Below are 25,028 nucleotides of genomic sequence, written 5' to 3' on the forward strand. Positions count from 1 at the left end.
GACGCTGCTTACTGAGGTTTTTGAAACCAGTTTTCAGTCTTGATATGGGTTTGTTTTTAAAGACGGAGACGCACTAGACTCCCAGCGAAATAGTGCATGTCGTAAGCTCGACAACAGGTTCTCGTGCCATTCCGCAGGCTGAACAATCCGCACATGTGGCAACCAATACCGCACCACAGGTAGCAGCTGGTCGATGTGATTGATATGCGTGGTAACTAGCAACGAACCGTCACGATCTTGCCGTTGCTGCTGTTGAGGTAGCAACGGGCGACGAATAAAGTAATACGCTGCCTCTGGGGCCACACGCAACAGGACTTCCGTGGTCTCTTCAGTAAACCAAACGTCGTCCTTGGCGTCGATATATTCCTTGTGGTTGCTCTTTTGTACAAAGAAACTGCCTTGGTCTACCAGTAAGTTTTCGATCAAGCCAATGCTGAAATTTTTCAGCTTTGCACCTTCTTCCGCTGCCAGATACCACACACCGCTTTTGTGAATGAGCTTGTACGGCTGAACGTTGCGCTGTTTGCCCTTGTAACTAAAACTGCATGGGTGTTTTTGCTCGATGGCAGTTTGTAGTTGCACAAAGTCTTGGGTACGCGGACGCAAGTCTTCATGCGCAATTGCCTGCACATGCGTTGTGCGCTGCTGTTCAGGGGTATGAAGTTGTTCCAACAGATAGCGCAAGCTGTTATCCGGGAACAAGTGCTCCGTCCCCGACATACGTGCATAGCCATGCAAGTGCTTGGCTGGGATACTGCTTCGCGCAGTGCGCGTCAGTTGCCACTGACCATTGGCACTTCGCTCAACGATCCCGCACAGGCGCTCGCCAAGGTCGCGTTCAATGGTGCGCACATCCACTTGAAAATCTTGTGCAAGTTGGTGCTTGTCAACTGCATCACCTTGGTGCAGGCGCGCAAGAATTTGAGACAAGCGCTGTGCAAGTTTTTCGCCTTTTGATGCTGAGCTAGCCGAGGTTGAAGCAGACATTCAAGAGCTGGGAAGTAATTCAATGAATGTAACTATAGGTGGCTTTTGAGACAGGTTGTGTCGCACCCAGAATTTCAATACGCCAAGCTGGCTTGTGTGAATCAAGTTGGTTGTGGCTCACTACCTGTTCAGCACTCACAGCTTTGGCATTCATCCATGCCTCTAGGGCGCTAACTAGCTCAGTCAGCTTATGCTGCAGCGAGTTGCTGCAAACCATCAAATGAAGCAATGCCATACTGATCTGGTGCGCCAACGCCTCTTTTTTGCAAGCGTTATTAGGGCTGAGCGCACCACCCAAATCGCATTGCAATGCCGTACGCACACCCATTAGGCGCAACGTGTCTTGCACAGCCTTGGAGCTATTCAAATAGGAAGTACGTTCTGAAATTCTTTGCTTGAACTGCCCGATGCGACGCAGTGCTAACTGGTAGTACAAAGCGATGAAATCCCCATCCAGAGGATCTGCGCCATCAAGTGCCAGGATCCTGGGGCCGAAGTGCGCAAGTGCTGTTGATATTTCTTGGGACAAGTGAAGATCCAGTTCGCACTCACGTACCTGAAATCCTTTTAATCGTGCGTAGAGGTCTCTTATCACAGTATCGCTAGCTGGCATGGAGGCTCTTCCAATACAAAAAGCTGAAGGGAGTTCAAACTTTAGGTGTCGATAACGACAGCATGTGTCGCTTGAGCCTGCCCTGCGACTGCATCGAAGCTGAAGTTGAGTATCAGCAGCGGCGCTGTTGCATAAACCTGCATAAGGGTGAGCCTCCCCTTACCCCAGACGCAGTTATGCCACGCGCACAGCCTCAGGCGTTCCCAGGCAGGTAAACCTGTTGAGGATGGATGCACGGACCTGTAGCTCCGTGACCTGCCGATCGAAGTCTCGGGCCATCACCCACTCATCTGTAGAAGTTCCGATCTGATCTGACAGTTGCTCCCGTTTCGGACGGTACGGCTGTCAGATTAATTCAGCTCTTTTACCTTGTCGTCCCACACCTCCTTTGCATCCATCAGCGTTTGCATCGGCGTCCTGCCGCAGCACATCTTGCCCTGATGCGTGCGCTGGCTGTTGTAGTAATTGATCCAGTCGTCCAGATCCGTTTGCAGCTCGTCGATGGACCGGTAGATCTTGCGCCTGAACGTCACCTGGTAGAACTCCTGCAGGATGGTCTTGTGGAATCGCTCGCAGATGCCATTAGTCTGCGGGTGACGCACCTTGGTCTTGGTGTGTTCAATGTCATTGACGGCTAGGTACAGTTGGTAGTCATGCGTTTCGGCCTTGCCGCAATACTCCGTGCCCCTGTCGGTCAAGATTCGCAACAGCCCCATGCCTTGCTCGGCCAGGAACGGCAGCACCCGGTCATTGAGCAGATCAGCACCTGTGATCGGCGTTTTTGTGGTGTAGAGCTTGGCAGCGGCCCATTTGGAATAGGTGTCCACAAAGGTCTGCTGGTAGATGCGCCCGGCTCCCTTGATCGAGCCCACATAGAAGGTGTCCTGGCTACCCAGATAACCGGGATGGGCGGTTTCGATTTCTCCGCAGGCCAGCTCATCTTCACGCTTTTTCTCCAAGGCTGCCACCTGGGCTTCGGTGAGCACAGCGCCAGTCTTGGCGACCTCGGCCTCCAGGTTTGACAGACGCTGTTTGAAGCTGGCCAGTTGATGGCGCATCCAGATGGATGCGTACACCGGATGGCGACGCAAAGATGCCCCGCTGGCGTAATTCATTGCTGGCACGCAACTGTCCATGCGCTGGCTGCTCCAGGGCATAGGTAATAACGGTCGCTTCGATGGCGTCATCAACCCGGTTCTTGAGATTGGGCTTGCGCCTTGAAGTCTGGATCTGGGCCTCGACGCCGCCTTCTTCGTGGGCATGCTGATAGCGGTAGAAAGTGTCACGGGAGACGCCCATGACTTTGCACGCCTTGGAGATGTTGCCCAGCTCGCTGGCCAGGTTGAGCAGGCCGACCTTGTGCCGGATGATGGTTTGGTTGAAACTATTCATGAGGTTTCTCCGTTGGGCGCTTGCGCGCCCGGATTGATAAAGATTCGTACCCTTATCAAAACGGGAAACCTCACCTGTTGGCAAGGCACACTGTCAGATCAAGTCTGAACTTCTACAACTCATCCATCCGCTTGAAGCAGCCCATCTTGGCTTCCACCAGGCTGCGGCGCTGGTAACCGCTCCATTTCTTCCAGATCGTGCGCCCGAGCTTGCGCGTCGTTCTCAGGATCTCGTTGCGGGCCTGTGCTCCCGCTCTGGCATCGGTCCACGGCTTCGCATTGCGGCGAGTCGGGATGATCGCTGCGGCTTGCCAGCCTCGTGGCAAGTTTGGTGTCATAGGCTCCATCAGCACTTACCTAGCACACGGGCTCGTCAGGTGGCATCCGGGCCAGTAGTTCCGGCAGCATGGGCGCATCGCCAATGGCGTTGTCCGTGATTTCGATGGTGCGGATCTCTAGCGTTTGTGCATCAATACCTAGGTGAACCTTGCGCCGCTGTCGCCGATAGTCAGCGCCATGCTTCTTGGTCTTCCACTCCCCTTCGCCCAGCATCTTCACGCCGGTACTATCGATCAGCAGGTGCAGGCCCGTCTTGTTGGGACGTGCGGGGATGGTCACGCTCAAGGTCTTCTGGCGCCGACACAAGGTGGTGTAGTCGGGTACAGCCCAATCAAGCCTGGCGAGCCGCAAGAGACTCTCAGCAAGGCCTGTCGTTTGTCGCAGAGCTAGACCGAACATGCGCCTGAGCGTCAGGCAGAACTGGATCGCCGCCTCGCTGAACACAGCCGGCCGTCCGCTCCTGCCACTCGATGGAGCCTGCCATTGAAGGTCCGCATCAAGCCATACCATCAGCGAGCCCCGGCATCTGAGGGCAGCGTTGTACTCGGTCCAGTTCGTCGTGCGTTACTTCGCCCGCAGCGGCTTGCTCATGGGCTGCCAAGTCGCGGGATCTCGCATGCATGCCTCAGCCGATTTATGCAACAAGGCCCTTTGATCGCGGAATGACTGCGAATGCCGCCCCCCGCAGCTGGAAGTCTTGTTGCTGAGCCACTCAACTTTGAAGCATATAGCCAGATTCACGCCCCTGTCTGCCGTTGTGATGCACAACACCCAGCCTGCTTAGCTGTGCTACTACCTGCATGACGGTTCCCACACTGACAGGAGTCCCCCGAAGGTATAGCTGGCGATATATCTCATCTCTGCTGAGAGCGTGGGGAGCAGAACTCAGCAGGACTTGAAGCACACCAATTCTGGCGACGGTCGGACGCAGTCCTGCTGCCCTCAACCGTTGCATCAGGCTTACGCTCCTCAACTCTCGGGACCTTCCGGCAATCGCCTCCAGCCGCCTCCCAGGGCCCGGTATAGAGCGATGCTCGCCTGCAGACGCTCCTGACGGATCTGAACGGCCAGATCCCGGCTCTGATGGGCCACACGCTGCACATCCAGCAAGGTCTGCAGATTGTCCGCCCCGGCCTTGTATCGGCTTTCCGCCAGCGAAAGAGCCCTCTGGGCCTGAGCCACTTCCTCCGCCTGAACCACCGCCTGTCTTTCTGCGCCGTCCACCGCATTCAATGCAGTTTGAACATCATTGAAGGCTTGCAGAATGGCCTTGCGGTAGCCGATCACAAGCTCCTGCTTTTGCGCTGCAGCCAGTTCCCGGTTCGAAGCAAGTCGCCCTGCATCAAAGATCGGAGCCAGAATTCCCGCTGCCAGAGACGACAGGGGACTCTGCAACAGCCTGCTGAGCTTTTCGCTCTCGGAGCTCAGGCCCGCAGTCAGCGTCACGCGGGGCAGCATGGCTGCTCTGGCAGCGGCAAGATTCGCATCCGCCGCGAGCAGTTGAGCCTCCGCTTTCGCCACATCCGGCCTGCGTGTTATCAGATCCGCAGGCGTACCCTGGCGAACGCCTGGAATCGCCAGATTCGAAAGACTGGTCTCGCTCACAAGATCCGTAGTCCATTGCCCCGACAGCAGTGCCAGCACCGCGTGTGCATCTGCAATCTGTTTTCGGAGCAAAGCCACAACACGCTGCTGAGCAGCAACCTGGCCACGCTGCTGAGCCAGCTCCACGGAGGTCGCTGCCCCATAACGGGCTCTGGACTCGACCAGCTTCAAGAGCCGCTCGGAAATCTCCAGGTTGAGCTGGGCAATCGAGGCGCGCTCGCGCAAGCCCACACACTGGAGCCATGCCTGGGCGACTGAGGCAGTGACCGTCAGTCTCACGGTCTCACGGTCAAACACGCTGGCCTGCCTGTTGGACTCTGCGGCATCTCGCAAAGCACGCTGACGCCCCCAGAAGTCCAGCTCGTAGCTACTCGACAGGCCCACTCGCCAAGTGCTGGCGTCTCTTTCCGTATGACTGTCCATCGCTGCAGACCTTGTGGCCCCGAAATCTGCATTCAAATCCGGCACCAGGACCGCACGAGCATAAGATGCCCGGGCATCCGCCTGCTGCACTCTCGCGACGGCAGCCGCCACATCCAGACTTTGAGTACGGGCTTGCTCAACCAGTGCGCTGAGCTCCGGGCTGCCAAAGCCGTGCCACCACCCGGCGCTGACTTGTTCGTTTTCCGCCCCCTGCTCCTGCGTCCAGGCATGAGGAATATCGAGAGACACTCCCCAGGTCTCGTCACTGGATTGCGTTGTCGCGCATCCAGCCAGAGCAAGAGCCGCCAGCACTACGTTCCATTTGTACATGCCTACTCTCCCGCCAATGCTCGCACGGGCTCCAGACGCGCCGCCGTCCGGGCAGGCATGAAGCCAAAAACCAGGCCGGTGAACACCGCACAGGCAAATGCCCCCAACATGGCTTTCACCGAAAAAATCACAGGTACGCCCGAGACAAGAAGCGTCATCCCGATGCCCAGCCCCACAAGCAGACCAACGCCTCCACCCACAATGGTCACCATGCTGGCTTCCGTCAGGAATTGGCGCAGGATGTCACGCTGACGAGCCCCAACCGCCATGCGAATGCCTATCTCCCTGGTCCGCTCGCGCACCGTCATCAGCATCACGTTCATGACTCCGATACCGCCGACCACCAGCGAAACTGCTGCAATCAGCCCCAGCATCACGGCCATGCTCTGGCGAGTTGCTGCTTCGGCCTGAATACGAGCTGCTGCATTGCCGATGCCGAAGTCTTCCCGCCCCCCGTGCCGCGCCAGCAGAAGGCTGCGGATCGATCCCTCGGCTTCATGGACCAGCTCCGAGGAGCTGGCCTCCACAACCACGTAATCGGGCTGTGTCTGCGCTTGATAGACTCTCGCGCGCCCCGACTGATAGGGAATGAAGACCATGTCGTCATAGTCCTGGGCTCCGGAGTCAGCCCCACGCTCGCTCATGACGCCGATGACTTCGAACGCCGAGTTCCCGATGATCAGCTGCAGCCCCAGGGGATTGGCCACCTCCGGGAAAAAATGCTGGTGCGCCTTGTGGCCTATCACCACCAGCGGAGCCAGATCGCGGTCCTCCACATCCGTGAAGTAACGCCCCTGGGCCACCCTCCAGTGGTGAACCAGCGGCATCTCCTGGCTGGCTGCAAACACATAGACCTGCTTGTCGGCCTTGCCATAGCGCACCGTGACAGGGTCTCCGATGACGGGCATGACTCTGCGTATCGCCGGCAACTCCCGCATGGCGGCCAGATCGTCTTCGGTGATCTGGCCCGCTGGTCCACCGCTGGCCGGTGGTTTGCTGCCCATATAGAGAATGGCTGTTCCCATGGTGCCCATCTGCTCGACCACTTTGCGCCGTGCGCCTTCACCGATGGCCAGCATGACGATCACCGAGGCCACACCGATCACGATGCCCAGCAAGGTCAGACTGGTGCGTACCCGGTTCATGCGCATGCCCCGCCAGGCACTGCGTGCAGCTTCGGAAATCTCAGCCACCCAGGATATTGCCGACGTTGCGGTGTTGCGCTGCGGGGTCAGCGGAGGCACCTCTGCTCGGCTCTGAATACCATCGGGAGCGCTGTCATTGACGACGCGTCCATCGCTTATTTCGATGACACGCCTTGCCTGAGCCGCAACGTCGCGATCATGCGTAATCACAATGATGGTGTGTCCCGCATCTGCCAGCTCGCGCAGCAAAGCCATCACCTCGGCGCCACTATGCGAGTCAAGAGCCCCGGTCGGCTCATCGGCCAGGATGATGTGGCCGCCGTTCATCAACGCCCGCGCAATGGACACGCGCTGCTGCTGACCGCCCGAGAGCTGGTTGGGACGATTGCCCAGACGCGCCCCCAGCCCCAGAAGCTTGAGCAGGAGCAGGGCTCTTTGCACCCGCTGCTCCTTGGCCAGGCCTGCGTATATCGCAGGCATCTGCACGTTCTCCGAGGCACTTTCACTGGGAATCAGGTGATAGCCCTGAAACACGAAACCGAAGGCTTCGCGACGTAGCCAGGCCAGGGCATCCGAGTCCAGCGTGGACACATCCTTGCCTTGAAATTGATAGCAACCTTCGCTCGGTTTATCAAGGCAACCCAGGATATTCATCAAGGTGGACTTACCCGAACCGGAGCTGCCGACGACGGCCACATACTCTCCCGCGCGAATATCAAGATCAATGCCGTGCAACACGGTCACCGACGGCTGCTCGCCCACTCCGCCATAGTGCTTGCGAATGCCACGCAGCGAAATCAGCGGAACCTGATCCATCGCACTCACCATTGCAGCCACCGCAGACCGCCAGGAATCAGGGTTTCGCCGACGATGACCCGCTCGCCCTCAGCCACGCCGTCGAGCACCTGCACCTGATGGCGACTTCGTACTCCGAGCTTCACGTTTCGCTGCTCAGGCTGCCGCTTGGCTGTCAGCACCCGAACGCTCTGCGATTGCTGATCTTTCTCAGACTGAAGAGCTGTCAATGGAACCGTCAAGGCCTGCTGCGCACTGCCGGTCACAAAGACCACCTGGGCCGTCATTTGCGGCAGCAGTTCCGCGTCCTGGTTATCCACATCGAACAATGCCGTATAGGTCACGGCCTTGGTGGCCGCCGCAGGCGCCGCCGCATTGCCTGCGGCGGGGGCAACGCTGGCAGGCGGCGCAGGCAGCACCTGCCTCACCCGGCTGTTCCACCGGCGCGCCTGTTCCTGACCTGCACTCCCCAGAGTCGTGAAATACACGGACATGTCCGCTCTCACGCGCCGCACGTCGGCCTCCGATACATCCGTCCAGACCGTCATGGCAGTCAGATCGGCGATGCGCAAAATATTGGGTGTCTGATAGGTCGCATTCAGGGTCTGCCCTTCACGTGCATCGACGGACACCACCGTACCGGACATCGGTGCATAGATGCTGGTATAGCCCAGACGCGCTTCGTCAGCCTTGAGGCTGGCCTGTGTTTGCTGCATCTGAGCCTTGAGATGGTCGATGCGCGCCGCAGCCCCGGCGACCTGGGCCTCGGCAATCTGCACATCCTCCTGCCTTGTGGCCTCTTCGGCGGCCAGTTGCTGCTGTCGTTTCAACTGCTGACCGGCAAGCTTCAGCTGCGCCTGCTGCTCCGCGATCTGGGCCCGCAGGCTCGCCAGCGATGCTCTGCCTGCATCCACCGTGGCGCGCTGCACGCTGGGGTCGATCTCCACCAGCAATGCACCTTTCTCGACCCTGGCTCCTGGACTGACCAGCAAACGGGTGATCTGGCCCGAAACCTGCGCCCCTACATCCACATAGGTTCTGGGCTGTAAAGTACCGATGGCAGTGACGGTGGACTCCACATCGCCGCGCTGCACCGCAACACTTTGGTACTCGACCCTGGGCCGACTCCCCCACCACAAGGCAATACCTCCAGCACAGACCAGCAGCAGCCCGAGGCTGCCCCAGCGTTTGATTTGTCCCACCGTCATGAACGTTGCACTTTCCAGAAAACAATTCGCAGTCGCTGCTGAAACCCATGGCCACGGCATGAATTGGAGCGATTGAAGATCAGAAGCCTTGCGGGCTTCAAGGGATCCGTCACCAGAGGCAGCTGACGCCCCCCAGCAGCACCGTCACGGCGGCTGCAACAGCCAGGTGTCGAGCCGACCAGGAAAGCCCCGCGACCGTCGCGAGAGCCCCCAGACTCCAGAAGCCCAGCACGAGCAAGGTGCTGGCCGTTGCACTCCATCCGCGGATGCTCGGTAGCCAGACGGCCAGCAAAAGCAGTCCCCCCAACACACGCAGCGCCATACGATGCGCTGCCGGCACCTCGTCCAGAGATGCCAATTGCGCGTAATGGCGGTCCATGGCAAAAGCGAGAGCCGTCATGCCTCCCATCGAAAGAGCAAAGGCCTGCAAGGATGACTGCCACAAGGTCATGACAGGCTCCCCTGCTTCGCGGCACTTGCATCCGCAGCCACAGGCAGGTCTCTCGACAATTCACGAGCCGACAGTTCACGAGCCATTTGCTTTCGCGCAGGCTTCAGGTTCGATGCCTTGCGCATCCAGGCCCAGGCAGCAGCCGCCGCCACTCCGACAGCAACGGCGAAAAGCTCTACCCCCGCGCTCTCCCAGTCACCATCGAGAAGGTATGCAGCAAGTTGCTCTCCAGTCGTCACGAGATTCAGCAAGGGCAACAGAAGACAAAGCACAGCCAGCGCTGCCATCTGATCACGCCATGCCAGTGGCGGCGACCTCAGCAGCGCATGTGTGAGAGCCAGAATCCACAGCGCAAAGAACACCACCAACTCCCATCTGGAGCGTTGCGAGATTTCGACAGGCAGCAAGCGATTGGCCCACAAAAATCCCACACAGGCGATGCCCAGTCCCGTGATGGCCGCCACATTCGCTGCTTCAATCATCCGGTAGACCGCGGAGGTGCTGGAGCCAAACTCCCCATGATGCTTGGCGCGCCGTTTGACCATGAAGAGAATCGCCCCCGTGGCCATCATGGCGCTTCCGGCCAGCCCGAAAATGAAGTACAGCCACTTCAGCGGTCGCCCGCCATAAGTCGCCATATGCATCCCGCCGATCACCGATTGCGTAAGCGATGCCGCACCGCCATCCACACCTCCTGGCAAGCGCAACTGCTGCAACTCTCCAGTGGCGGCCGAGAACATGGCCATGCCGCTGCTGGGACTGAGACGCTTGCTCAGATCGTCGGCTTCATTCCATCCGTAAATGCCGATGCGTGCAGCTGCATCGCCCGGGTAATCAATCACCACCGCTCGCACCGCTTGCCCGATCAAGGCCTGCCCGCGCAGCACGAAGGACTCCAGATCCGGTACGGGCATGGCCTGACCCGAACGCTGTGGCTTGCCTGGTTCATTCAGCGCCACCTGGAAAGACTTGACGGCTTCGGCACTGCTGCCGAAGTAGGCCGCAATGCCGGCAGGCATGAAGGTCGCGCAGGATATGGCGATGCCTGTATAGGCGATCATGAGCTGGAAAGGAAGCGTCAGCACCGCCACGGCGTTGTGCATGTCCAGCCAGCTTCTCTGCCCTTTGCGAGCGCGGAAGGTGAAGAAGTCCTTGAAGATTCGTCTATGGGTAATCACTCCGCTGACCAGTGCCACCAGCATGGCAAGCGCGGCGATGCCCACAATCCAGAGTCCGAGCTGTCCTGCATGCAGCTGATAGTGGAAATCCACGAAATGATGGCCACCCAGTGTCTGGCGCACCTTGGGAACGTCAGCGGCATCCATGGCACTGCCGGACTTCGGGTCCAGCTGGGCCGCCGCATACTGTCCCTCGTGATCGAACCAGTAGACGCGTAAATCCCCGCCCCCTTGGGAGTCCGCAGGCCACAGCTCCCACATGTCTGCGCCAGGGTGCTGCCGCTCCATATAGGCCATGCCCCATTGCAGACGCTGGCTCAGGGAAGACTGCGCTTGCGGCACGGTGCCCGCCTGCCTGGCCTCTGCTTGTTCATGGGCATGATGCTCGGGGGTCATCCAATGGGTGATGGGCTCCTCGAAGACGGCCAGGGTCCCCGTCAGAAAAACGGCATACAGCAGCCAGGAGAACCACAGGCCGCACCAGGTATGCAACCATGCCTGTGCCTGCCGGAAGCTGCCTTTGCCTGCGCCCGATTCCTTCTTTGCCGGCTGCATCAGCGTCCCTTCAGAAAGATCAACGCTGCGGTGCCAAGAAGCATGCCGATCATCACGATGCCCAGCACGCTCCATATCCGCCGTGGCGATGCCGGAGAAAAAGCCCAAATCACGGCAGCCACGTACCAGAGCCAGCTGGACTGCATGCCCGCCAGAATGGTCTCCACACGAGATTGACTCATCGCACCACATAAAATCACCCAGGCACTGGAGACGGCATAGCCTCCCAGCACTGCAGCAGCCAGACGCGATCCCAGTCCCCAGTCAGAGCGACGCCCATCTGATTGCGACATTGCTACGCCCCGTCAGAAACGGCCCTTGAGCGACACGGTAACCGTACGCTTTTCGCCGTAGAAGTTGCCGTAACCCGCATAGCCGACCGTGCTGTAGTAAGTCTTGTCAAACAAGTTCCCCACATTCATCGCAAGGCTCCAATCCTTGTTGAACGCATAGGCCACACGAGCCGACCAGATGGCATAACCCGGGGAAGTGAAGTTGTACGGCGTCCAGGCTCCGTCATAACGGCCCGTTGCCGGGTTGTAAGCGCTGATGCCCGAAGCCCGGTAGTTCGAGCTCTGCGCCACCACACCGCCGCCCACGCTCCAGCCGCGCAAATCGCCGCTCAAGCGATAGTCCGCCCAGGCCTTGAACAGATGGCGCGGCGTGACCGTGCTGAACTGGGCGCTGTCCTTGCGTCTGTCTTCATTGCTGTTGTAGGTATAGCCCACCGCCAGCTGGAGATTAGGAGTGATTCGCCCCGTCATCTCCAGATCGATGCCCTGGCTCAGCTTGAAGCCGTCGCGGAAGTAGCAGCAACCGCCGCGCCAATCGGTCTGGGGGTAAGCGGGGTCGTAAACGGCCTCGCCTTTTTTATCAGTACGAAACAATGCCGCACTGGCAATCAGATTGGGGGTCAGCTCGCTTTTGACACCCAGCTCGTAGGTACGACCACGCACCGGATCAAGAGGCGTTCCAGGTAGCGGTGCAGAGAATTTTCCGGCCTGAGACTGATAGATCTCGGCGGTGCTGAAATACAGATTGGTGGACCTGGTCAGCTCATGCATCAGCCCCATATAGGGCACAAAGACATTCGACTCCCGGCTGCTGGCCGTGAGCGCACCGCTCATGTCATGCTGGGTATTGCGATCCTGCAGCACATAGCGTCCGCCAAGCACCACGGACCAACGCTCCACGGGACGTAGACGAACGGAGCCATAGAGGCCGCTCTTTTGCGCCTTGGTCTGCGAGCCACTGGTCCAGTCACCGAGCGGATAACCGGGGTCCTGCGGTGGAATCCGGTTGAATACGTCGGCCGGCCCCACTCTGGGCCACAGACTTCGATTGGTATTGCTGTTGCGGTGCTGATCGAAACCCAGGATCACATCGTGGCGCTGACCCAGGGCATCAAAGCTGCCCTGCAAATTGATATCGAAGCTGGTTTCACGCTCGCGTGACTTGGCTTGATGGATCCACCAGTCCGCCCCCTGCAGCGTGACGGGATCCGGCGAACTTTCGATCTCTGCGCCGTTCACGCCTTCATTGAAGCGGGTGTGTCTGAGCTGGGTCTTGAGCAGCCAGTCGTTGCCGAGCTGCTGCTCCAGCTTGGCAAAGACCGTGGTGTTTTCGCGATTGATCCAGTTCCAGGGCGCGCCAAAGTTGGTATTGCGCGCAAAGCCGATATCGCTGCCGTCCGCATAGCGCGGCAGGCTGGCATTGAAGCCCGTATTTCTGTCTTTCTGATAGCTGGCCCCCAGCGTGGCAACCGTGCTGGACGTCAGGTCCATCTCCAGCGCCCCATACAACATCTGCCGCTTGAGCTTGGATGGCGCGGCCATTTCCTTGCGGTCATGGTTCACGGCCACGAAACGGCCACGCAGAGTTCCGTTTTCGTTCAACGCACCCGTGGTGTCGAGCTCGGCGCGATAGTTGCTCATGGTTCCGCCGGAAAGCAGCACCTGCGTCTGACGTTTGGCCTGTGGCCTCTTGTAGGTGAAGTTCAGAACCCCACCAGCCTCACCTGCACCAAACAGGCCGTCGGCCCCGCGCAGCACACTGACGCTGTCGAACTGCGCCATGTCCAGGCTGCGACTGCCCGAGCGAGAGGAGCTGGCAGCACCGCCATCAAACCGGAAATTGGTGATATTCATGCCGCGGGACAGATAGGTCGTATCCAGCCAGGTCTCTTCGCGAGTGATTCCGGTGGTGTAGTTCATCACATCATCGAGCGTGCGCATGGCCTGATCGTCCATGCGCTGACGGGTTACCACCGTCACCGACTGCGGAACTTCACGCAGCGACTGCGCCGCCTTGCCGACCTCCACTCCGCCAGCCACATAGGAGTCCCTGGACTCTCCATATACATTGGGAATGGCCTTCTCCTGCACGGTCACTTCCGCAAGTGTCGATGCAGCATCCTCCTGTGCATGACTGACAAAGGGCAGCAGGCAGACCACACTGACGGCCGCAGCCGTGGCGTGAAGACGAAATGGCAAAGCCCCGACTACGGGGCAAAACGAACGTTCCAGCATGAGCGTTTCAAAGAAAAACCAGGGTGCTTTCTTCAGGCAAGAAGTGCCGAAGAACAAATGACGCTGTGGCTGGAACGGAGATACCGTATAGGGGCTGGCAGCAAAGAAACACAACGAGAATCAATCTCAGTTCTATTTCTTCGCGGATTGTAAAGCTCAGGTAAAAAAAATACCACTGTTTTGTAACACAGTAGCTCCTGTCTCTGCCGATGTATCGCTGCGCATCTGCCAGCCTGTTGTCTGACCGATATACAGCTGATGCTATTTACACACCGGCATCAAGCTGGCGTCACTGCCGCAACGATGCGGTCTGGCGCTACGTGGCGCCTCGCCCGGCGAGGTTCCGATTGATAAGTGGATTTTTGCGAAATGCCCCGTGCTTCTGGCGCATAGAAGATACATGGCATGAGCGTCACTCAATGGAGATAGCAGGCCCGCCTCCAAAGATGGCAGATGCGCATCGTGCACAAAGAAAAAGCCCCGGCTGCATAAACAACCGGGGCTTTTATATCTTGGCAGGGGAAGAAGGATTCGAACCTTCGCATGCTGGAATCAAAATCCAGTGCCTTAACCAGCTTGGCGACTCCCCTAAAGAGAAAGCGATTATAGCGCGGTTTTCTCAACTTTGAGAGAACTCCGGCGATCAGGGCCTGAAGGCGAAAATGCTCAGTGCCTGCCAGGCGCTTCCATCAGTCCAGCGTGACCTTGGCCTCGCGAATGACCTTGCCCCATTTGGCAGTTTCGGCGGCGATGAAACGATCGCACTCCTCCGGCGTCGAACCTTCTGCAAACGTGCCCATGGTCTGCTGCATGCGCTGGGAAATCTCAGGACTGCGAATGATGCGAGTGACTTCGGCGGACATGCGCTGCACGATCTCCTTGGGCACTCCTGCCGGTGCAATCATTGCTGCCCAGGTGCTGCCCATCAGGTCGGGGATGCCTTGCTCGGCAAATGTAGGTACATCGGGCAAAACCGCCAGTCGCTTGTCGCTGGCAACGCCAATCAGACGAATGCGACCGGCCTTGGCAGGCTGGATCAGATTGGGCGGAGGATCGAGGAACAACTGGATCTGACCGCCCATGAGGTCGGTCAGTGCCGGTGCGGCCCCCTTGTAGGGCACATGGGTCATATCCGTCTTGGTCAGCAGCTTCATCAACTCGGTTGTCAGATGCGCGCTGGAGCCGCTTCCCGAGGAGCCAAAGCTGACCTTGCCAGGATGTGCCTTGGCATAGTCAATCAGCTCCCGCGTGGTCTTGAACGGAGCATTGATGGACACTGCTGCAACCAGGGGCGAGATTCCCATCAGAGACACGCCGACCAGATCCTTGCCGGGGTTGTAGGGCAGCTTGGGATACAGCGTGGTGTTGGCCGCATAGGCGGCAATCACCACTCCGAACGTGTAGCCATCAGGTGCGGACTTGGCCACCTGATCCACACCGATGAGACTATTCGCGCCGGGCTTGTTGTCTATGACTATGGGTTGGCCCAGCGCTTTCTGCAAACCCACTTGCAGCAGACGAGCCATCTGGTCGGTGAAGCCGCCCGCCGTGTAGGGAACGACGATGCGTATGGGTTTGGAGGGCCAGGGGCTCTGAGCCCAGACCGAGGGAGCCAGCATGGCGGCGCCGGCTGCGGCGCTTGATTGAAGAAAGCTGCGGCGAGATGTCGAAGGCATGAATGTCTCTTGGTTCTTGCAAGGATAAAGCGCCGCGCGGCAGCGCGACAGGGAAGGGGATATACGTCTCAGTATCCGCGGGTCACGTCCACCAGGTTGAGCAAGGGCTCGCCCGCACGCAGGCGGCGCAGATTCTCCAGGCACTGGCGGGCCACGGTATCGGCCGAGGCCTGGGCCGCAATATGCGGAGTGACAAAGGCCTTGGGGTGCCCCCACACCTTGTTGCCGGGCTGGGGCGGCTCCTCGCGCAGCACGTCCAGCGCGGCGCCGGCCAGATGGCCTTCGTCGAGCAGGGCCAGCAGGTCGTCTTCCACCACCTGCTCGCCGCGCCCCACGTTGATGAAGTAGGCGCCACGTGGCAGCAGGGACAGGGTGCGGCGGTCCAGCAGGTCGCGCGTCTCGGGCGTGAGCGGCAAGGCGCAGACCAGAATATCGCTGCCGGACAGCAGCAGCTGCAGACCCTCGGCACCGCTGTGCGTGGCCAGGCCTGCAATGCTCTTGGCGCCGCGGCTCCAGCCTGCGACGGGGTAGCCGATGGCCTGCATGGCGCCGGCCACGAAGCGGCCGACCTCGCCCAGGCCCAGGATGCCCACGCGGCAGTCTGCGCTGGCGCGTACGGGGCGGCGCAGCCAGTCGCCGGCCTGCTGCTGGCGCGCGAACAGGTCCAGCTCGCGCGTGTGGCGCAGCGCCGTGCCGACCACATACTGGGCAATCTCCACATGCTGCTGCGGATCGACCGTGCGCGCCACGGGCAGGCCGGCCGGCAGGTCGGGCACGGCCAGCAGCTTGTCCACGCCCGCGCTGGGCGCGCACAGCAGCTTCAGGCCCGGATAGGCCGGCAGCACGCCCGGCTTGAGGCTCCAGGCGAGCATGGCCTCGACCGCATCGGCCGGTGCTTCGTCGCGATGGGCCCAGACCTGTACGTCGGGCGCCAGCGCTCGCAGCGAATCGACGATGGGTGCGCCCATGCTCGGGTGGATGTTGACCAGGATTCCCATGTTTCTATCAGTCCTTGTAACTTGGATCGAGACGGTCCAGGCGGCGCAGCAGGCCGGGCCAGGCGAGGCCTGCGCCCTTGCCCTTGGTGACCTGGCGCGACTGGTTGAACGCATCGGCAATGATGGTCTGCGGGATACGCATCAGCTCGCTGCCGCCCGACTGCGCGAGGATCTGGATGCGGCAGGCCGACTCCAGCGTGTACATGGCCAGCACGGCCTCGGCCACGCTTCGGCCGCAGGTCAGCAGCCCGTGGTTGCGCAGGATGAGGAAGTTGCTCGCACCCAGGTCATCGACCAGGCGCGGCTTCTCGTCATCGCGCAGGGCCACGCCCTCGTAGTCGTGGTAGGCCAGACGCACCAGCGGGAAGATGGACTGCTGCGAGATGGGCAGCAGGCCATCCTTTTGTGCCGACACGGCCACGCCGTAGCGAGTGTGCGTGTGCAGCACGCACTGCACCTCGGGCCGGCCGTCATGGATGGCGCTGTGGATGACGAAGCCGGCGGGGTTGACGTCGTACTCGGTCTCCATAAGCGGCCGGCCCTCGTGGTCCACCTTGACCAAGCTGGACGCAGTGATCTCATCGAACAGCATGCCGTAGGGGTTGATCAGGAACTGGCCGGGCTGGCCCGGCACGCGCGCCGAGATGTGGGTGAAGATCAGGTCGTCCCAGCCGAAGTGGGCAACCAGCCGGTAGGCGGCAGCCAGCTCGACGCGGGTCTGCCACTCTTCGGGCGTCACCTGACGGCGGACCTCGGACATTGTGGTGTCATGGCTCATGGGATTTGTCTCGTGATGGGCATCATGGAATGGAAGACAGGCTCAGCGCCCCGCCACGTACTGGTCGCGCAGCTCGCGCTTGAGCACTTTGCCAATGGCGCTTCGCGGCAGCTCTGCGATGAAGCGCAGGTCGGCCAGACGCTGGGTCTTGCCGGCTTGCTGGTTGTACCAGCCCATGATCTCCTCGGGCCGGGCCGGCTGGCCCGTGCGCGACACCACATAGGCCACAGGCGTCTCGCCCCACTGCTCGGAGGGCACGCCGACCACGGCCACGTCGTCCACGGCCGGGTGGGCGCGCAGCTGGGTTTCCAGGTCGCTAGGGTAGATGTTGAAGCCGCCGCTGATGATCATGTCCTTGCGGCGGTCGAACAGGGTCAGGAATCCGTCGGCGTCAAAACGGCCCACATCGCCCGTGCGAATGAAGCGCTTGCCCGTGGCATCGAACCATTCGGCCTCTCGCGTCTTGGCGGGCTGACCGTGGTAGCCGCTCATCATGCTGGCCGAATGGCCCACGACCTCGCCATCCTCGCCCGGGGCGACCTCGCGGCCGTCCTCGTCGATGAGGCGGATGTCATGGCCTTCGGCGGGCCGGCCCACGGTATGCAGCTTGTCCGGGTGCAGATGGGCTTCGAGGATGCAGGTGCCGCCGCCTTCGGTCATGCCGTAGAACTCGGTGAGGCTGCCCGGCCAGCGCGCCACCACATCTGCCTTGAGCTCGGCCCGGAACGGTGCGCTGGTGCAGAACTTGGCCTGAAAGCTCGACAGGTCATGCTCGCTGAACTGAGGCAGCGCCATGATGCGCTGGTACTGCACGGGCACCAGCATGGTGTGGGTGACGCGGTGCTGCTGGGCCAGTTGCAGGTAGCGGGCCGCATCGAACTTGGGCATCAGCACCACGCAGCCGCCACTGCCCAGCGTGGGAAAGAACACCACCAGCGTGGTGTTGGAGTACAGCGGCGTGGCCAGCAGCGTGGTGCCCTCGGGGCCGTAGCCGTAGACGCCGCCCCGGTTGATATGGGTCCAGCGCATGCCGTGCGACTGCACGATGCCCTTGGGCGTGCCCGTGGTGCCCGAGGAATAGATGATGTTGAACGGCGCGGCCGGCTCCACGCTCACGGGCGCGGGCTGCGCGCCTTCGGGCGCCAGCCAGTCGTCAAAGGCCCGGCCGGGAGCGGCGCCATCCAGCGAGATGCATTGCAGGGCGCTGTCGGCAGGCACCAGATCCTGGGCCGCCTTGTCGAGGAACAGGTGACGCGCCTGGGCATCGCGCAGCATGCAAGCCAGGCTCTCGGCTGTGGAGGATGGCGCCAGCGGCGCGACCACCACGCCCGCGCGCAAGGCGCCCAGGAACAGGGCGGCATAGCGCACCGAGTTCAAAGCGCAGATGGCAATGGCCTGACCCGGCAGCACACCTTCGCGCTGCAAGGCTGCGGCCACGCGGTCCATGAGGGCGTCGAGCTGGGCGTAGCTCAGGGTCTGCTGGTCGTCGCGCAGGGCCGCATGGGCAGGCTGCTGGCGCGCATGGCTGCGGATCAGCTCGGCCAGCGTGGTGAAGGGCGCATCGGGCGAAGGCAGGGTAACAGTCATGAGGGGCTCCGTTTCAGGAATTCACGAATCTCAAGCGAACTGCGCCTGCGAGCCCCCGGCCCTGCAGGCGCTTGGGCAGACGGTGGCTTATTTGGCAGCCAGACCCAGGCGTTCGATCAGAACCTTGTCCTTGGCAAAGGCCTCCCTGGCCCATTGCGCATAGTCGGCGCCCGAGCGGTACCAGACGTCCTGGTTGAGCTGCTTTAGCACCTCGACATGGCGCGGATCATCCATGGCCTTCTTGAAGGCATCATGCAGCTTGCGCACCACCGCCGGGTCCATGCCCTTGGGACCTGCCAGACCGTAGGGCGAAGTGGAGACCACGCCATAGCCCAGCTCCTTGGCCGTAGGGACATCGGGCCAGCGCTGGGTGCGCTTTTCGCCAAAGGTCATGAGCAGACGCATCTGGCCGCCATTCACATAGGTGTCCCAGCCCGAGGCATCGCTTTGCGCGGCCACATGACCGCCCAGCAGGGCCTGCTGCAGGTCGGCGTTGCCCTTGAAAGGCACATGATTGAGAGTGACCTTGGCGTTCTCGGCCAGTTCCTCCATCAGCAGATGCGGCGAGGAACCTATGCCTGTGGAGCCGTACTCGATCTTGCCGGGAGTCTTGCGTGCGGCAGCAATGTACTCGTTGAAGCTCTTGTAGGGAGAGTCCGAGCGCACCGTGAAACCGAAGGTATATCCCGAGACACCGATGATGTAGGTGAAATCGGTGACCGGGTTCCAGGCGGTTTTTTGCATATGTGCCATGCGCAGCATGGACATGGGGAACTGGGTGATGGTGTAGCCGTCGGGCTTGGCTGTGCGCGCCATGGCGCCGGGACCCAGCGTGCCGCCTGCGCCGGGCTTGTTCTCGACGATGATGGGCTGGCCCAGCTGCTTGCCCGCGATGTCGGCCAGCGTACGCATATGGCGGTCGGTGGGGCCGCCGGCCGGGAACGGCACGATCAGCGTGACGGGCCGCGCGGGATAGTCGCCGGACTGTGCCCAGGCTGATGCGCCAGTGCCAGCAGCAGTGAAAAAGGCGGCTGTGGCAAGCACCAGGCTGCGGCGGTCAAGGGAAATCTGCATGTCTTGTCTCCTGAATCTCTGAACCAGGTGGGGCCGGGGCACATGCCTTGTGTGCCGCTCTGGCCAGGGCCCGGACACCTGTGTCCGGGCCGCGCATTGCTATGGCAACGCTTAGATCGCCTTCACCAGCTCCGGCACTGCCTGGAACAGATCGGCTTCCAGACCGTAATCGGCCACCGAGAAGATCGGTGCCTCCGGGTCCTTGTTGATCGCCACGATCACCTTGGAGTCCTTCATGCCCGCCAGATGCTGGATCGCTCCCGAGATGCCGCAGGCAATGTACAGCTGCGGCGCCACGATCTTGCCCGTCTGGCCCACCTGCAGGTCGTTGGGCGCGTAGCCCGCATCGACAGCCGCACGGCTGGCGCCGATGGCCGCACCCAGCTTGTCGGCCAGAGGGGTGATCACTTCGGTGAACTTCTCGGCCGAGCCCAGAGCACGGCCGCCGGAGACGATGATCTTCGCTGCCGTCAGCTCGGGACGGTCGCTCTTGGTCACTTCGCGGCCCACAAAGGCGCTCTTGCCGCTGTCGGCCACGGCAGCCGCCGTTTCCACCGCCGCCGAGCCGCCAGTGGCAGCCGCTGCGTCAAAGCCCGTGGTACGCACGGTGATGACCTTGACGGCATCGGCGGACTGCACGGTGGCAATGGCGTTGCCCGCGTAGATGGGGCGCTCGAAGGTGTCGGCAGAGTCGACCTTGGTGATGTCGCTGATCTGGGCCACGTCCAGCTTGGCGGCCACGCGAGGGGCTACGTTCTTGCCCGAGGCGGTCGAGGGGAACAGGATGTGGCTGTAGTTGCCGGCACCATTTCCAGCAAGTGCCAGCACCTGGGCCGCCACGTTCTCGGCCAGGCCGTCCTTGAGGCTGGCGCCGTCGGCATGGATGACCTTGGAGACTCCGGCGATCTGGGCGGCTGCAGCGGCGGCAGCGGCTGCACCTTCGCCAACGACCAGCACATGCACATCACCGCCGCAGGCCTTGGCGGCCGTCACGGTGTTCAGGGTCGCGGTCTTGATCGAAGCGTTGTCGTGTTCTGCAATAACGAGAGAAGTCATTTCAGTCGTCTTTCTCTAAAATTTTTCATGATGCCTGCATCACCCGCGGCCGGCTAATCTGGCGCGGCGCAAGTGCAGGACACCGAGGAAGGGCCGCCCCGCACCGAGGGTGTCGTCCCCCTGCGGGGGATGACGCGAAGCGGCTCAGGGGGCCTTAGATGACCTTTGCTTCGTTTTTCAGCTTGTCGACCAGGGCGGCCACATCGGCCACCTTGACGCCAGCGCCACGCTTGGCGGGCTCGGAGACCTTCACGGTCTTGAGGCGGGGCGTCACGTCCACACCCAGGTCTTCGGGCTTGAAGGTGTCCAGCTGCTTTTTCTTGGCCTTCATGATGTTGGGCAAGGTGACGTAGCGGGGCTCGTTCAGGCGCAGGTCGGTGGTGATGACGGCGGGCGTGGACAGGGCCACGGTTTCCAGGCCGCCGTCCACTTCGCGGGTGACGTTGACCCGGGGCGCGTCAGCCTTGTCGCCGGCGACTTCGACCTTGGAGGCGAAGGTGGCCTGGGGCAGGTCGGCCAGGGCCGCCAGCATCTGGCCGGTCTGGTTGGCATCGTCGTCGATGGCCTGCTTGCCGCAGATGACCAGACCGGGTTGCTCCTTGTCCACCAGGGCCTTGAGCAGCTTGGCCACGGCCAGAGGCTGCAGCTCGACATCGGTCTCGACCAGGATGCCGCGATCGGCACCGATGGCCATGGCCGTGCGCAGGGTTTCCTGGCACTGGGCCACGCCGCAGGAGACGGCGATGACTTCGGTCACCACGCCTTTTTCCTTCAGGCGCACGGCTTCTTCGACGGCGATTTCGTCAAAGGGGTTCATGCTCATCTTGACGTTGGCGATGTCCACACCCGTGCCGTCCGACTTCACGCGGACCTTGACGTTGTAGTCCACGACACGTTTGACGGGTACAAGGATTTTCATGAGAAAGCTCTTTCCTGGTTTTGAAGAGTGAAAGGCTTAGCGGGCCAGGCCCGCGAGCCGCTCGTTGATCAGTGCATGGGCCTGGTCCATGATGCCGGCGATCAGCTGCGCCACCGTAGGCACATCGTTGATCAGGCCGGCCACCATGCCGCAGGACCAGACGCCCGCGTCCATGTCGCCGTCGTGCATGATGCGCGGATAGACGCCGGCCACTTCGGGCGCGATGTCGGCAAAGGTGATGGCCGCGCCCAGCTCGCGCTCCTTTTGCAGCAGGCGCTCGGTCGCCGGGTTGGTCAGCACGCGTTCGGTGTTGCGCAGCGGGCGCATGACCAGGCGGGTGTCGAGCTCGCTGGCCGCCACGATGGCCTGCTTGACGTTGGCGTGTACAGGAGCCTCTTTCGTAGCGATGAAGCGCGTGCCCATGTTGATGCCCTCGGCGCCCAGCGCCAGCGCGGCCACCAGCGAGCGGCCGTCTGCCATGCCGCCCGAGGCGACAAAGGGAATCTTCAGCTCTTCTGCCGCGCGCGGCAGCAGGATGAAGTTGGGAATATCGTCCTCGCCCGGATGGCCGCCGCATTCGAAGCCGTCCACGCTGATGGCGTCGCAGCCGATGACCTCGGCCTTGAGCGCATGGCGCACCGAGGTGCACTTGTGAATCACCTTGATGCCGGCTTCCTTGAGCGCGGGGAGCCATTTCTGCGGGTTGTTGCCGGCCGTCTCGACCACCTTGACGCCGCCTTCGATGATGGCCTTGACATAGCCCGGGTAGTCAGGCGGGTTGACCGAGGGCAGAAAGGTCAGGTTGACGCCAAAGGGCTTGTCCGTCATCTCGCGGCAGCGCGCGATCTCGCGTGCCAGCAGCTCGGGCGTGCGCTGGGTCAGGCCCGTGATGATGCCCAGCCCCCCTGCGTTGGAGACGGCAGCGGCCAGCTCGGCCAGGCCTACATGGTGCATGCCTCCCTGGATGATGGGGTGCTCGATGCCAAAGAGTTCGGTGATTCGTGTCTTCATGTCCGTGTTACTCCACTGCAATGCCCTTGTCGCGGATCAGTTGGCCCCAGCGCGTGTAGTCCTGCTGGATGCGCTGACCCAGTTGGGCGGGATTCTGGAAGGTGGCGATGGCGCCCGCGTGGAGCAGCTTGTCCTGGATGTCCTTGTCGGCCAGGATCTGCTGGACTTCTGAGGCGATGCGGTCCACCACGGCCTTGGGCGTACCCTTGGGCGCGAGCAGACCGCCCCAGGAGACGGCGTCGTAGCCCTTGATGCCCTGCTCGGCAATGGTCCTGGTGTCAGGCAGCATTCTCACGCGCTGGGGCGAACCCACGGCGATGGCGCGCAGCTTGCCGGCCTGGATGTGGGGCAGCGCGGCCACGAGGTCTGCATACATGATGGGCACCTGGCCGCCGATGGTGTCGGTGATGGCGGGCACGCCGCCCTTGTAGGGCACATGCTGCATGTCGAAGCCGGCCATCTGCTTGAGCAGTTCCATGCTCAGATGGCCGAAGCTTCCGGCGCCCGAGCTGGTGTAGTTCAGCGGCGACTTCTGGGCTTTGGCGTGGGCGATCAGACTCTTGAGGTCGGTAACGTCGGGCAGCAGCGCAGGATTGACCACGATGACGATGGGCAGGTCATAGACCGTAGCCACGGGCGTGAAGTCCTTGACGGTGTCGTAGCCCGCCTTCTTGTACAAGTGCGGCGCCAGCAGCGTGGGCGTGGCCAGCATCATCAGCGTGTAGCCGTCGGCCGGACTCTTGGCGACCTGCACGGCCGCGATGGAGCCCGAGGCGCCGGGGCGGTTCTCCACCACCACGGTCTGCCTGAGGCGCTCGCCCAGCTTCTGGCCCACGATGCGCGATGCGGTATCGGTGGGTCCACCCGCAGGGAAAGGCACGACCAGGCGCAGCATCTTGCTGGGCCAGTCGGTCTCGGCCAGCGCGCCGCCGGCCATGCCGGCCAGCAGCGGCGCTGCGGCCAGGGCCAGAACGCTGCGCCGGGTGGCTCCGGCCTGAGGTGCGGTATTGCGCGTGTACATGAAGTCTCCTCTCAAAGCTGCCCAGAGCGTGCTCTGAGTCGTCGGTGGTGGCCCGCTACCGCAGGCCAGGTAAATCAGTTGTCCATGGCGCTCGCGCCGCCTGCAGCCCATGAAATCGGCACGGCCCAAAGCCAGTGACAGCAAGCAAGGGCCTGAGCCGGCCACGCCGCCCCGCAGCGAGGCTGTCGCCGGCCGCCCGTATGCCCCCTTCAAGGGGGAAGGCGCGAGGCCGCCCAGGCGAAGCGACTCAGGGGGTTCAATCAAGCTTCGCGCCGGCTTGCTCGACCAGCACCTTCCAGATCGGCATATCGCGCTGGTAGTTGTCACGGAAGGCCTGGGGGCTGTTCATCATGGGGATGAAGCCGGCGCCTGTAATGCGCTCCAGCACCTTGGGGTCCTTGATGATTTCACGCAGATGGCCGTATAGCTGGTCCACGACCTCCCTGGGCGTGCCGGCGGGCGCGCCCATGGCCACCCAGCCGTAGATCGAATAGGCGTCGTCGGTCACGCCCTGCTCGAAGATGGTCGGCAGCTTGGGCAGGATTTCCATGCGCTCCTTGCCGGTCACGCCGATGGCTTTGAGACGGCCCGACTCAATGAAGGGCTTGGTGTTGAGCGCGCTGGAAAAGCACAGCTGCAGCTGGCCGCCGATCAGCTCCTGGATCATGGGTGCCTCGCCCTTGTAGGCCGCGTGGTTCATGTCGGCATCCATGGTCTTGCTCATATAGGCACCGGCCAGATGGGCATACGAGCCCACGCCCCAGGAGCCGTACGAAAGCTTGCCCTTGTGCGCCTTCACATAGGCCAGCAGCTCCTTCATATTGTTGGCAGGCACCGAAGGATGGACCACCAGCGTGACGGGCGCCGCGGCGATCTGGCTGATCAGCGCGATGTCCTTTTGCGGTTTGTAGGGCAGTTTGGTATAGAGGAACTGGTTGATCAGCATGGAGGTGCTGAGCGACAGCAGCAGCGTATGTCCGTCGGGCGCTGCCTTGGCCACGGCCTCGGTGCCGAGGATGCCAGCCGCACCGGCCTTGTTGTCCACCACCACGGGCTGGCCCAGGCGCTTGGCCAGCACCTCGCCGATGGTGCGCGCCATGATGTCGGTGGCACCGCCCGCGTTGAAGGGCACGACCACGCGGATGGGCTTGCTGGGCCATGCCGGCTTGCCGGCCTGTGCGAAGGCGCTGCTGGCGCCCGTGGTCAGCAGGCTGCCGCCGCCGATGGCGGCGAGTCCTTGCAGAAGATCGCGGCGTGTGACTGGGATGCTCATGGTTTGTCTCCTATGAAGTCGCTGTCTTTGTTTGCCGTCTTGTGCGGCCTTCAAACTTGCTTTTCAGTTATTTTTGGCTCTATGAGA

20 protein-coding genes, 1 tRNA gene and 3 pseudogenes are annotated in these 25,028 nt (G+C 61.6%); all 24 read right to left on the bottom strand.

Annotated features, from left to right (window positions below; genetic code table 11):
• Window positions 1–33: 33 nt before the first annotated feature.
• The 24 genes and pseudogenes from NOX35_RS21050 to NOX35_RS21160 all read right to left on the bottom strand — a co-directional run bounded on the left by NOX35_RS21050 (window position 34) and on the right by NOX35_RS21160 (window position 24,941).
• On the bottom strand, window positions 34–987 hold the full coding sequence (locus NOX35_RS21050) for a YafY family protein (RefSeq protein WP_256494612.1): 954 nt from the start codon (window positions 985–987) through the stop codon (window positions 34–36).
• 19 nt (window positions 988–1,006) lie between these two features.
• On the bottom strand, window positions 1,007–1,600 hold the full coding sequence (locus tag NOX35_RS21055; protein ID WP_182284109.1) for a hypothetical protein: 594 nt from the start codon (window positions 1,598–1,600) through the stop codon (window positions 1,007–1,009).
• A gap of 174 nt (window positions 1,601–1,774) precedes the next feature.
• Window positions 1,775–1,888, bottom strand: a pseudogene (locus tag NOX35_RS21060) (IS5/IS1182 family transposase); the annotation flags it as partial.
• A gap of 62 nt (window positions 1,889–1,950) precedes the next feature.
• A pseudogene (locus NOX35_RS21065) lies at window positions 1,951–2,992 on the bottom strand (IS481 family transposase).
• Between the two features lie 118 nt (window positions 2,993–3,110).
• Window positions 3,111–3,921, bottom strand: a pseudogene (locus tag NOX35_RS21070) (IS5 family transposase); the annotation flags it as partial.
• A gap of 121 nt (window positions 3,922–4,042) precedes the next feature.
• The gene (locus NOX35_RS28850; RefSeq protein ID WP_371878501.1) at window positions 4,043–4,285 is read right to left on the bottom strand and encodes a transcriptional repressor; all 243 of its coding nucleotides are present in this window, start codon (window positions 4,283–4,285) and stop codon (window positions 4,043–4,045) included.
• 14 nt (window positions 4,286–4,299) lie between these two features.
• Window positions 4,300–5,688 carry an efflux transporter outer membrane subunit gene (locus NOX35_RS21075; protein WP_256494613.1) on the bottom strand — a complete coding sequence of 463 codons (1,389 nt, stop codon included), beginning with the start codon at window positions 5,686–5,688 and terminating at the stop codon, window positions 4,300–4,302.
• A 2-nt stretch (window positions 5,689–5,690) separates the two neighbouring features.
• Window positions 5,691–7,649, bottom strand: a complete 1,959-nt coding sequence (locus NOX35_RS21080; protein ID WP_269780059.1) for an ABC transporter permease — start codon at window positions 7,647–7,649, stop codon at window positions 5,691–5,693.
• Between the two features lie 5 nt (window positions 7,650–7,654).
• Entirely contained in the window at window positions 7,655–8,836 is a 1,182-nt protein-coding gene (locus NOX35_RS21085; RefSeq protein ID WP_256494614.1) for an efflux RND transporter periplasmic adaptor subunit, read from the bottom strand.
• A gap of 109 nt (window positions 8,837–8,945) precedes the next feature.
• Complete coding sequence (locus NOX35_RS21090) at window positions 8,946–9,287, bottom strand: DUF3325 domain-containing protein (protein WP_182284119.1); 342 nt, start codon at window positions 9,285–9,287, stop codon at window positions 8,946–8,948.
• The gene (locus tag NOX35_RS21095; protein WP_256494615.1) at window positions 9,284–11,020 is read right to left on the bottom strand and encodes a PepSY domain-containing protein; all 1,737 of its coding nucleotides are present in this window, start codon (window positions 11,018–11,020) and stop codon (window positions 9,284–9,286) included. Before NOX35_RS21095 ends, NOX35_RS21090 begins: the two co-directional genes overlap by 4 nt.
• Window positions 11,020–11,313 (bottom strand): hypothetical protein, encoded by a 294-nt coding sequence (locus tag NOX35_RS21100; RefSeq protein ID WP_256494616.1) that lies wholly within the window; start codon window positions 11,311–11,313, stop codon window positions 11,020–11,022. Before NOX35_RS21100 ends, NOX35_RS21095 begins: the two co-directional genes overlap by 1 nt.
• Window positions 11,314–11,325: 12 nt before the next feature.
• Entirely contained in the window at window positions 11,326–13,548 is a 2,223-nt protein-coding gene (locus NOX35_RS21105; RefSeq protein WP_256494617.1) for a TonB-dependent siderophore receptor, read from the bottom strand.
• Window positions 13,549–14,061: 513 nt separating this feature from the next.
• A tRNA-Gln gene (locus tag NOX35_RS21110) sits at window positions 14,062–14,138 on the bottom strand.
• A 99-nt stretch (window positions 14,139–14,237) separates the two neighbouring features.
• Window positions 14,238–15,224 carry a tripartite tricarboxylate transporter substrate binding protein gene (locus NOX35_RS21115; RefSeq protein WP_182284127.1) on the bottom strand — a complete coding sequence of 329 codons (987 nt, stop codon included), beginning with the start codon at window positions 15,222–15,224 and terminating at the stop codon, window positions 14,238–14,240.
• Between the two features lie 68 nt (window positions 15,225–15,292).
• A complete protein-coding gene (locus NOX35_RS21120; protein WP_256494618.1) occupies window positions 15,293–16,222 on the bottom strand; it encodes a glyoxylate/hydroxypyruvate reductase A in 930 nt (309 codons plus the stop codon).
• Between the two features lie 7 nt (window positions 16,223–16,229).
• Window positions 16,230–17,000, bottom strand: a complete 771-nt coding sequence (locus tag NOX35_RS21125; protein WP_256494619.1) for a class II aldolase/adducin family protein — start codon at window positions 16,998–17,000, stop codon at window positions 16,230–16,232.
• Window positions 17,001–17,042: 42 nt separating this feature from the next.
• Window positions 17,043–18,587, bottom strand: a complete 1,545-nt coding sequence (locus NOX35_RS21130; protein WP_256494620.1) for a class I adenylate-forming enzyme family protein — start codon at window positions 18,585–18,587, stop codon at window positions 17,043–17,045.
• A gap of 87 nt (window positions 18,588–18,674) precedes the next feature.
• Window positions 18,675–19,661 (bottom strand): tripartite tricarboxylate transporter substrate binding protein, encoded by a 987-nt coding sequence (locus tag NOX35_RS21135; RefSeq protein WP_256494621.1) that lies wholly within the window; start codon window positions 19,659–19,661, stop codon window positions 18,675–18,677.
• A gap of 111 nt (window positions 19,662–19,772) precedes the next feature.
• Complete coding sequence (locus NOX35_RS21140; protein ID WP_057093223.1) at window positions 19,773–20,717, bottom strand: electron transfer flavoprotein subunit alpha/FixB family protein; 945 nt, start codon at window positions 20,715–20,717, stop codon at window positions 19,773–19,775.
• 154 nt (window positions 20,718–20,871) lie between these two features.
• Complete coding sequence (locus NOX35_RS21145; RefSeq protein WP_182284139.1) at window positions 20,872–21,636, bottom strand: electron transfer flavoprotein subunit beta/FixA family protein; 765 nt, start codon at window positions 21,634–21,636, stop codon at window positions 20,872–20,874.
• A gap of 36 nt (window positions 21,637–21,672) precedes the next feature.
• Window positions 21,673–22,647, bottom strand: coding sequence for a nitronate monooxygenase family protein (locus NOX35_RS21150; protein WP_182284141.1), 975 nt, complete (start codon window positions 22,645–22,647; stop codon window positions 21,673–21,675).
• Between the two features lie 7 nt (window positions 22,648–22,654).
• Window positions 22,655–23,668 carry a tripartite tricarboxylate transporter substrate binding protein gene (locus tag NOX35_RS21155; RefSeq protein ID WP_182284143.1) on the bottom strand — a complete coding sequence of 338 codons (1,014 nt, stop codon included), beginning with the start codon at window positions 23,666–23,668 and terminating at the stop codon, window positions 22,655–22,657.
• A 256-nt stretch (window positions 23,669–23,924) separates the two neighbouring features.
• Window positions 23,925–24,941 (bottom strand): tripartite tricarboxylate transporter substrate binding protein, encoded by a 1,017-nt coding sequence (locus NOX35_RS21160; protein ID WP_256494628.1) that lies wholly within the window; start codon window positions 24,939–24,941, stop codon window positions 23,925–23,927.
• Window positions 24,942–25,028: the final 87 nt, after the last annotated feature.

Origin of the sequence: Comamonas sp. C11 (assembly GCF_024496285.1) — a bacterium.
GTDB lineage: Bacteria > Pseudomonadota > Gammaproteobacteria > Burkholderiales > Burkholderiaceae_C > Comamonas > Comamonas testosteroni_F.

Excerpts from the sequence above, each read along its gene's own strand:
- NOX35_RS21050 (WP_256494612.1), bottom strand. The coding sequence starts at position 987 with ATGTCTGCTTCAACCTCGGCTAGCTCAGCATCAAAAGGCGAAAAACTT.
- NOX35_RS21055 (WP_182284109.1), bottom strand. The coding sequence starts at position 1,600 with ATGCCAGCTAGCGATACTGTGATAAGAGACCTCTACGCACGATTAAAA.
- NOX35_RS28850 (WP_371878501.1), bottom strand. The coding sequence starts at position 4,285 with ATGCAACGGTTGAGGGCAGCAGGACTGCGTCCGACCGTCGCCAGAATT.
- NOX35_RS21075 (WP_256494613.1), bottom strand. The coding sequence starts at position 5,688 with ATGTACAAATGGAACGTAGTGCTGGCGGCTCTTGCTCTGGCTGGATGC.
- NOX35_RS21080 (WP_269780059.1), bottom strand. The coding sequence starts at position 7,649 with ATGGATCAGGTTCCGCTGATTTCGCTGCGTGGCATTCGCAAGCACTAT.
- NOX35_RS21085 (WP_256494614.1), bottom strand. The coding sequence starts at position 8,836 with ATGACGGTGGGACAAATCAAACGCTGGGGCAGCCTCGGGCTGCTGCTG.
- NOX35_RS21090 (WP_182284119.1), bottom strand. The coding sequence starts at position 9,287 with ATGACCTTGTGGCAGTCATCCTTGCAGGCCTTTGCTCTTTCGATGGGA.
- NOX35_RS21095 (WP_256494615.1), bottom strand. The coding sequence starts at position 11,020 with ATGCAGCCGGCAAAGAAGGAATCGGGCGCAGGCAAAGGCAGCTTCCGG.
- NOX35_RS21100 (WP_256494616.1), bottom strand. The coding sequence starts at position 11,313 with ATGTCGCAATCAGATGGGCGTCGCTCTGACTGGGGACTGGGATCGCGT.
- NOX35_RS21105 (WP_256494617.1), bottom strand. The coding sequence starts at position 13,548 with ATGCTGGAACGTTCGTTTTGCCCCGTAGTCGGGGCTTTGCCATTTCGT.
- NOX35_RS21115 (WP_182284127.1), bottom strand. The coding sequence starts at position 15,224 with ATGCCTTCGACATCTCGCCGCAGCTTTCTTCAATCAAGCGCCGCAGCC.
- NOX35_RS21120 (WP_256494618.1), bottom strand. The coding sequence starts at position 16,222 with ATGGGAATCCTGGTCAACATCCACCCGAGCATGGGCGCACCCATCGTC.
- NOX35_RS21125 (WP_256494619.1), bottom strand. The coding sequence starts at position 17,000 with ATGAGCCATGACACCACAATGTCCGAGGTCCGCCGTCAGGTGACGCCC.
- NOX35_RS21130 (WP_256494620.1), bottom strand. The coding sequence starts at position 18,587 with ATGACTGTTACCCTGCCTTCGCCCGATGCGCCCTTCACCACGCTGGCC.
- NOX35_RS21135 (WP_256494621.1), bottom strand. The coding sequence starts at position 19,661 with ATGCAGATTTCCCTTGACCGCCGCAGCCTGGTGCTTGCCACAGCCGCC.
- NOX35_RS21140 (WP_057093223.1), bottom strand. The coding sequence starts at position 20,717 with ATGACTTCTCTCGTTATTGCAGAACACGACAACGCTTCGATCAAGACC.
- NOX35_RS21145 (WP_182284139.1), bottom strand. The coding sequence starts at position 21,636 with ATGAAAATCCTTGTACCCGTCAAACGTGTCGTGGACTACAACGTCAAG.
- NOX35_RS21150 (WP_182284141.1), bottom strand. The coding sequence starts at position 22,647 with ATGAAGACACGAATCACCGAACTCTTTGGCATCGAGCACCCCATCATC.
- NOX35_RS21155 (WP_182284143.1), bottom strand. The coding sequence starts at position 23,668 with ATGTACACGCGCAATACCGCACCTCAGGCCGGAGCCACCCGGCGCAGC.
- NOX35_RS21160 (WP_256494628.1), bottom strand. The coding sequence starts at position 24,941 with ATGAGCATCCCAGTCACACGCCGCGATCTTCTGCAAGGACTCGCCGCC.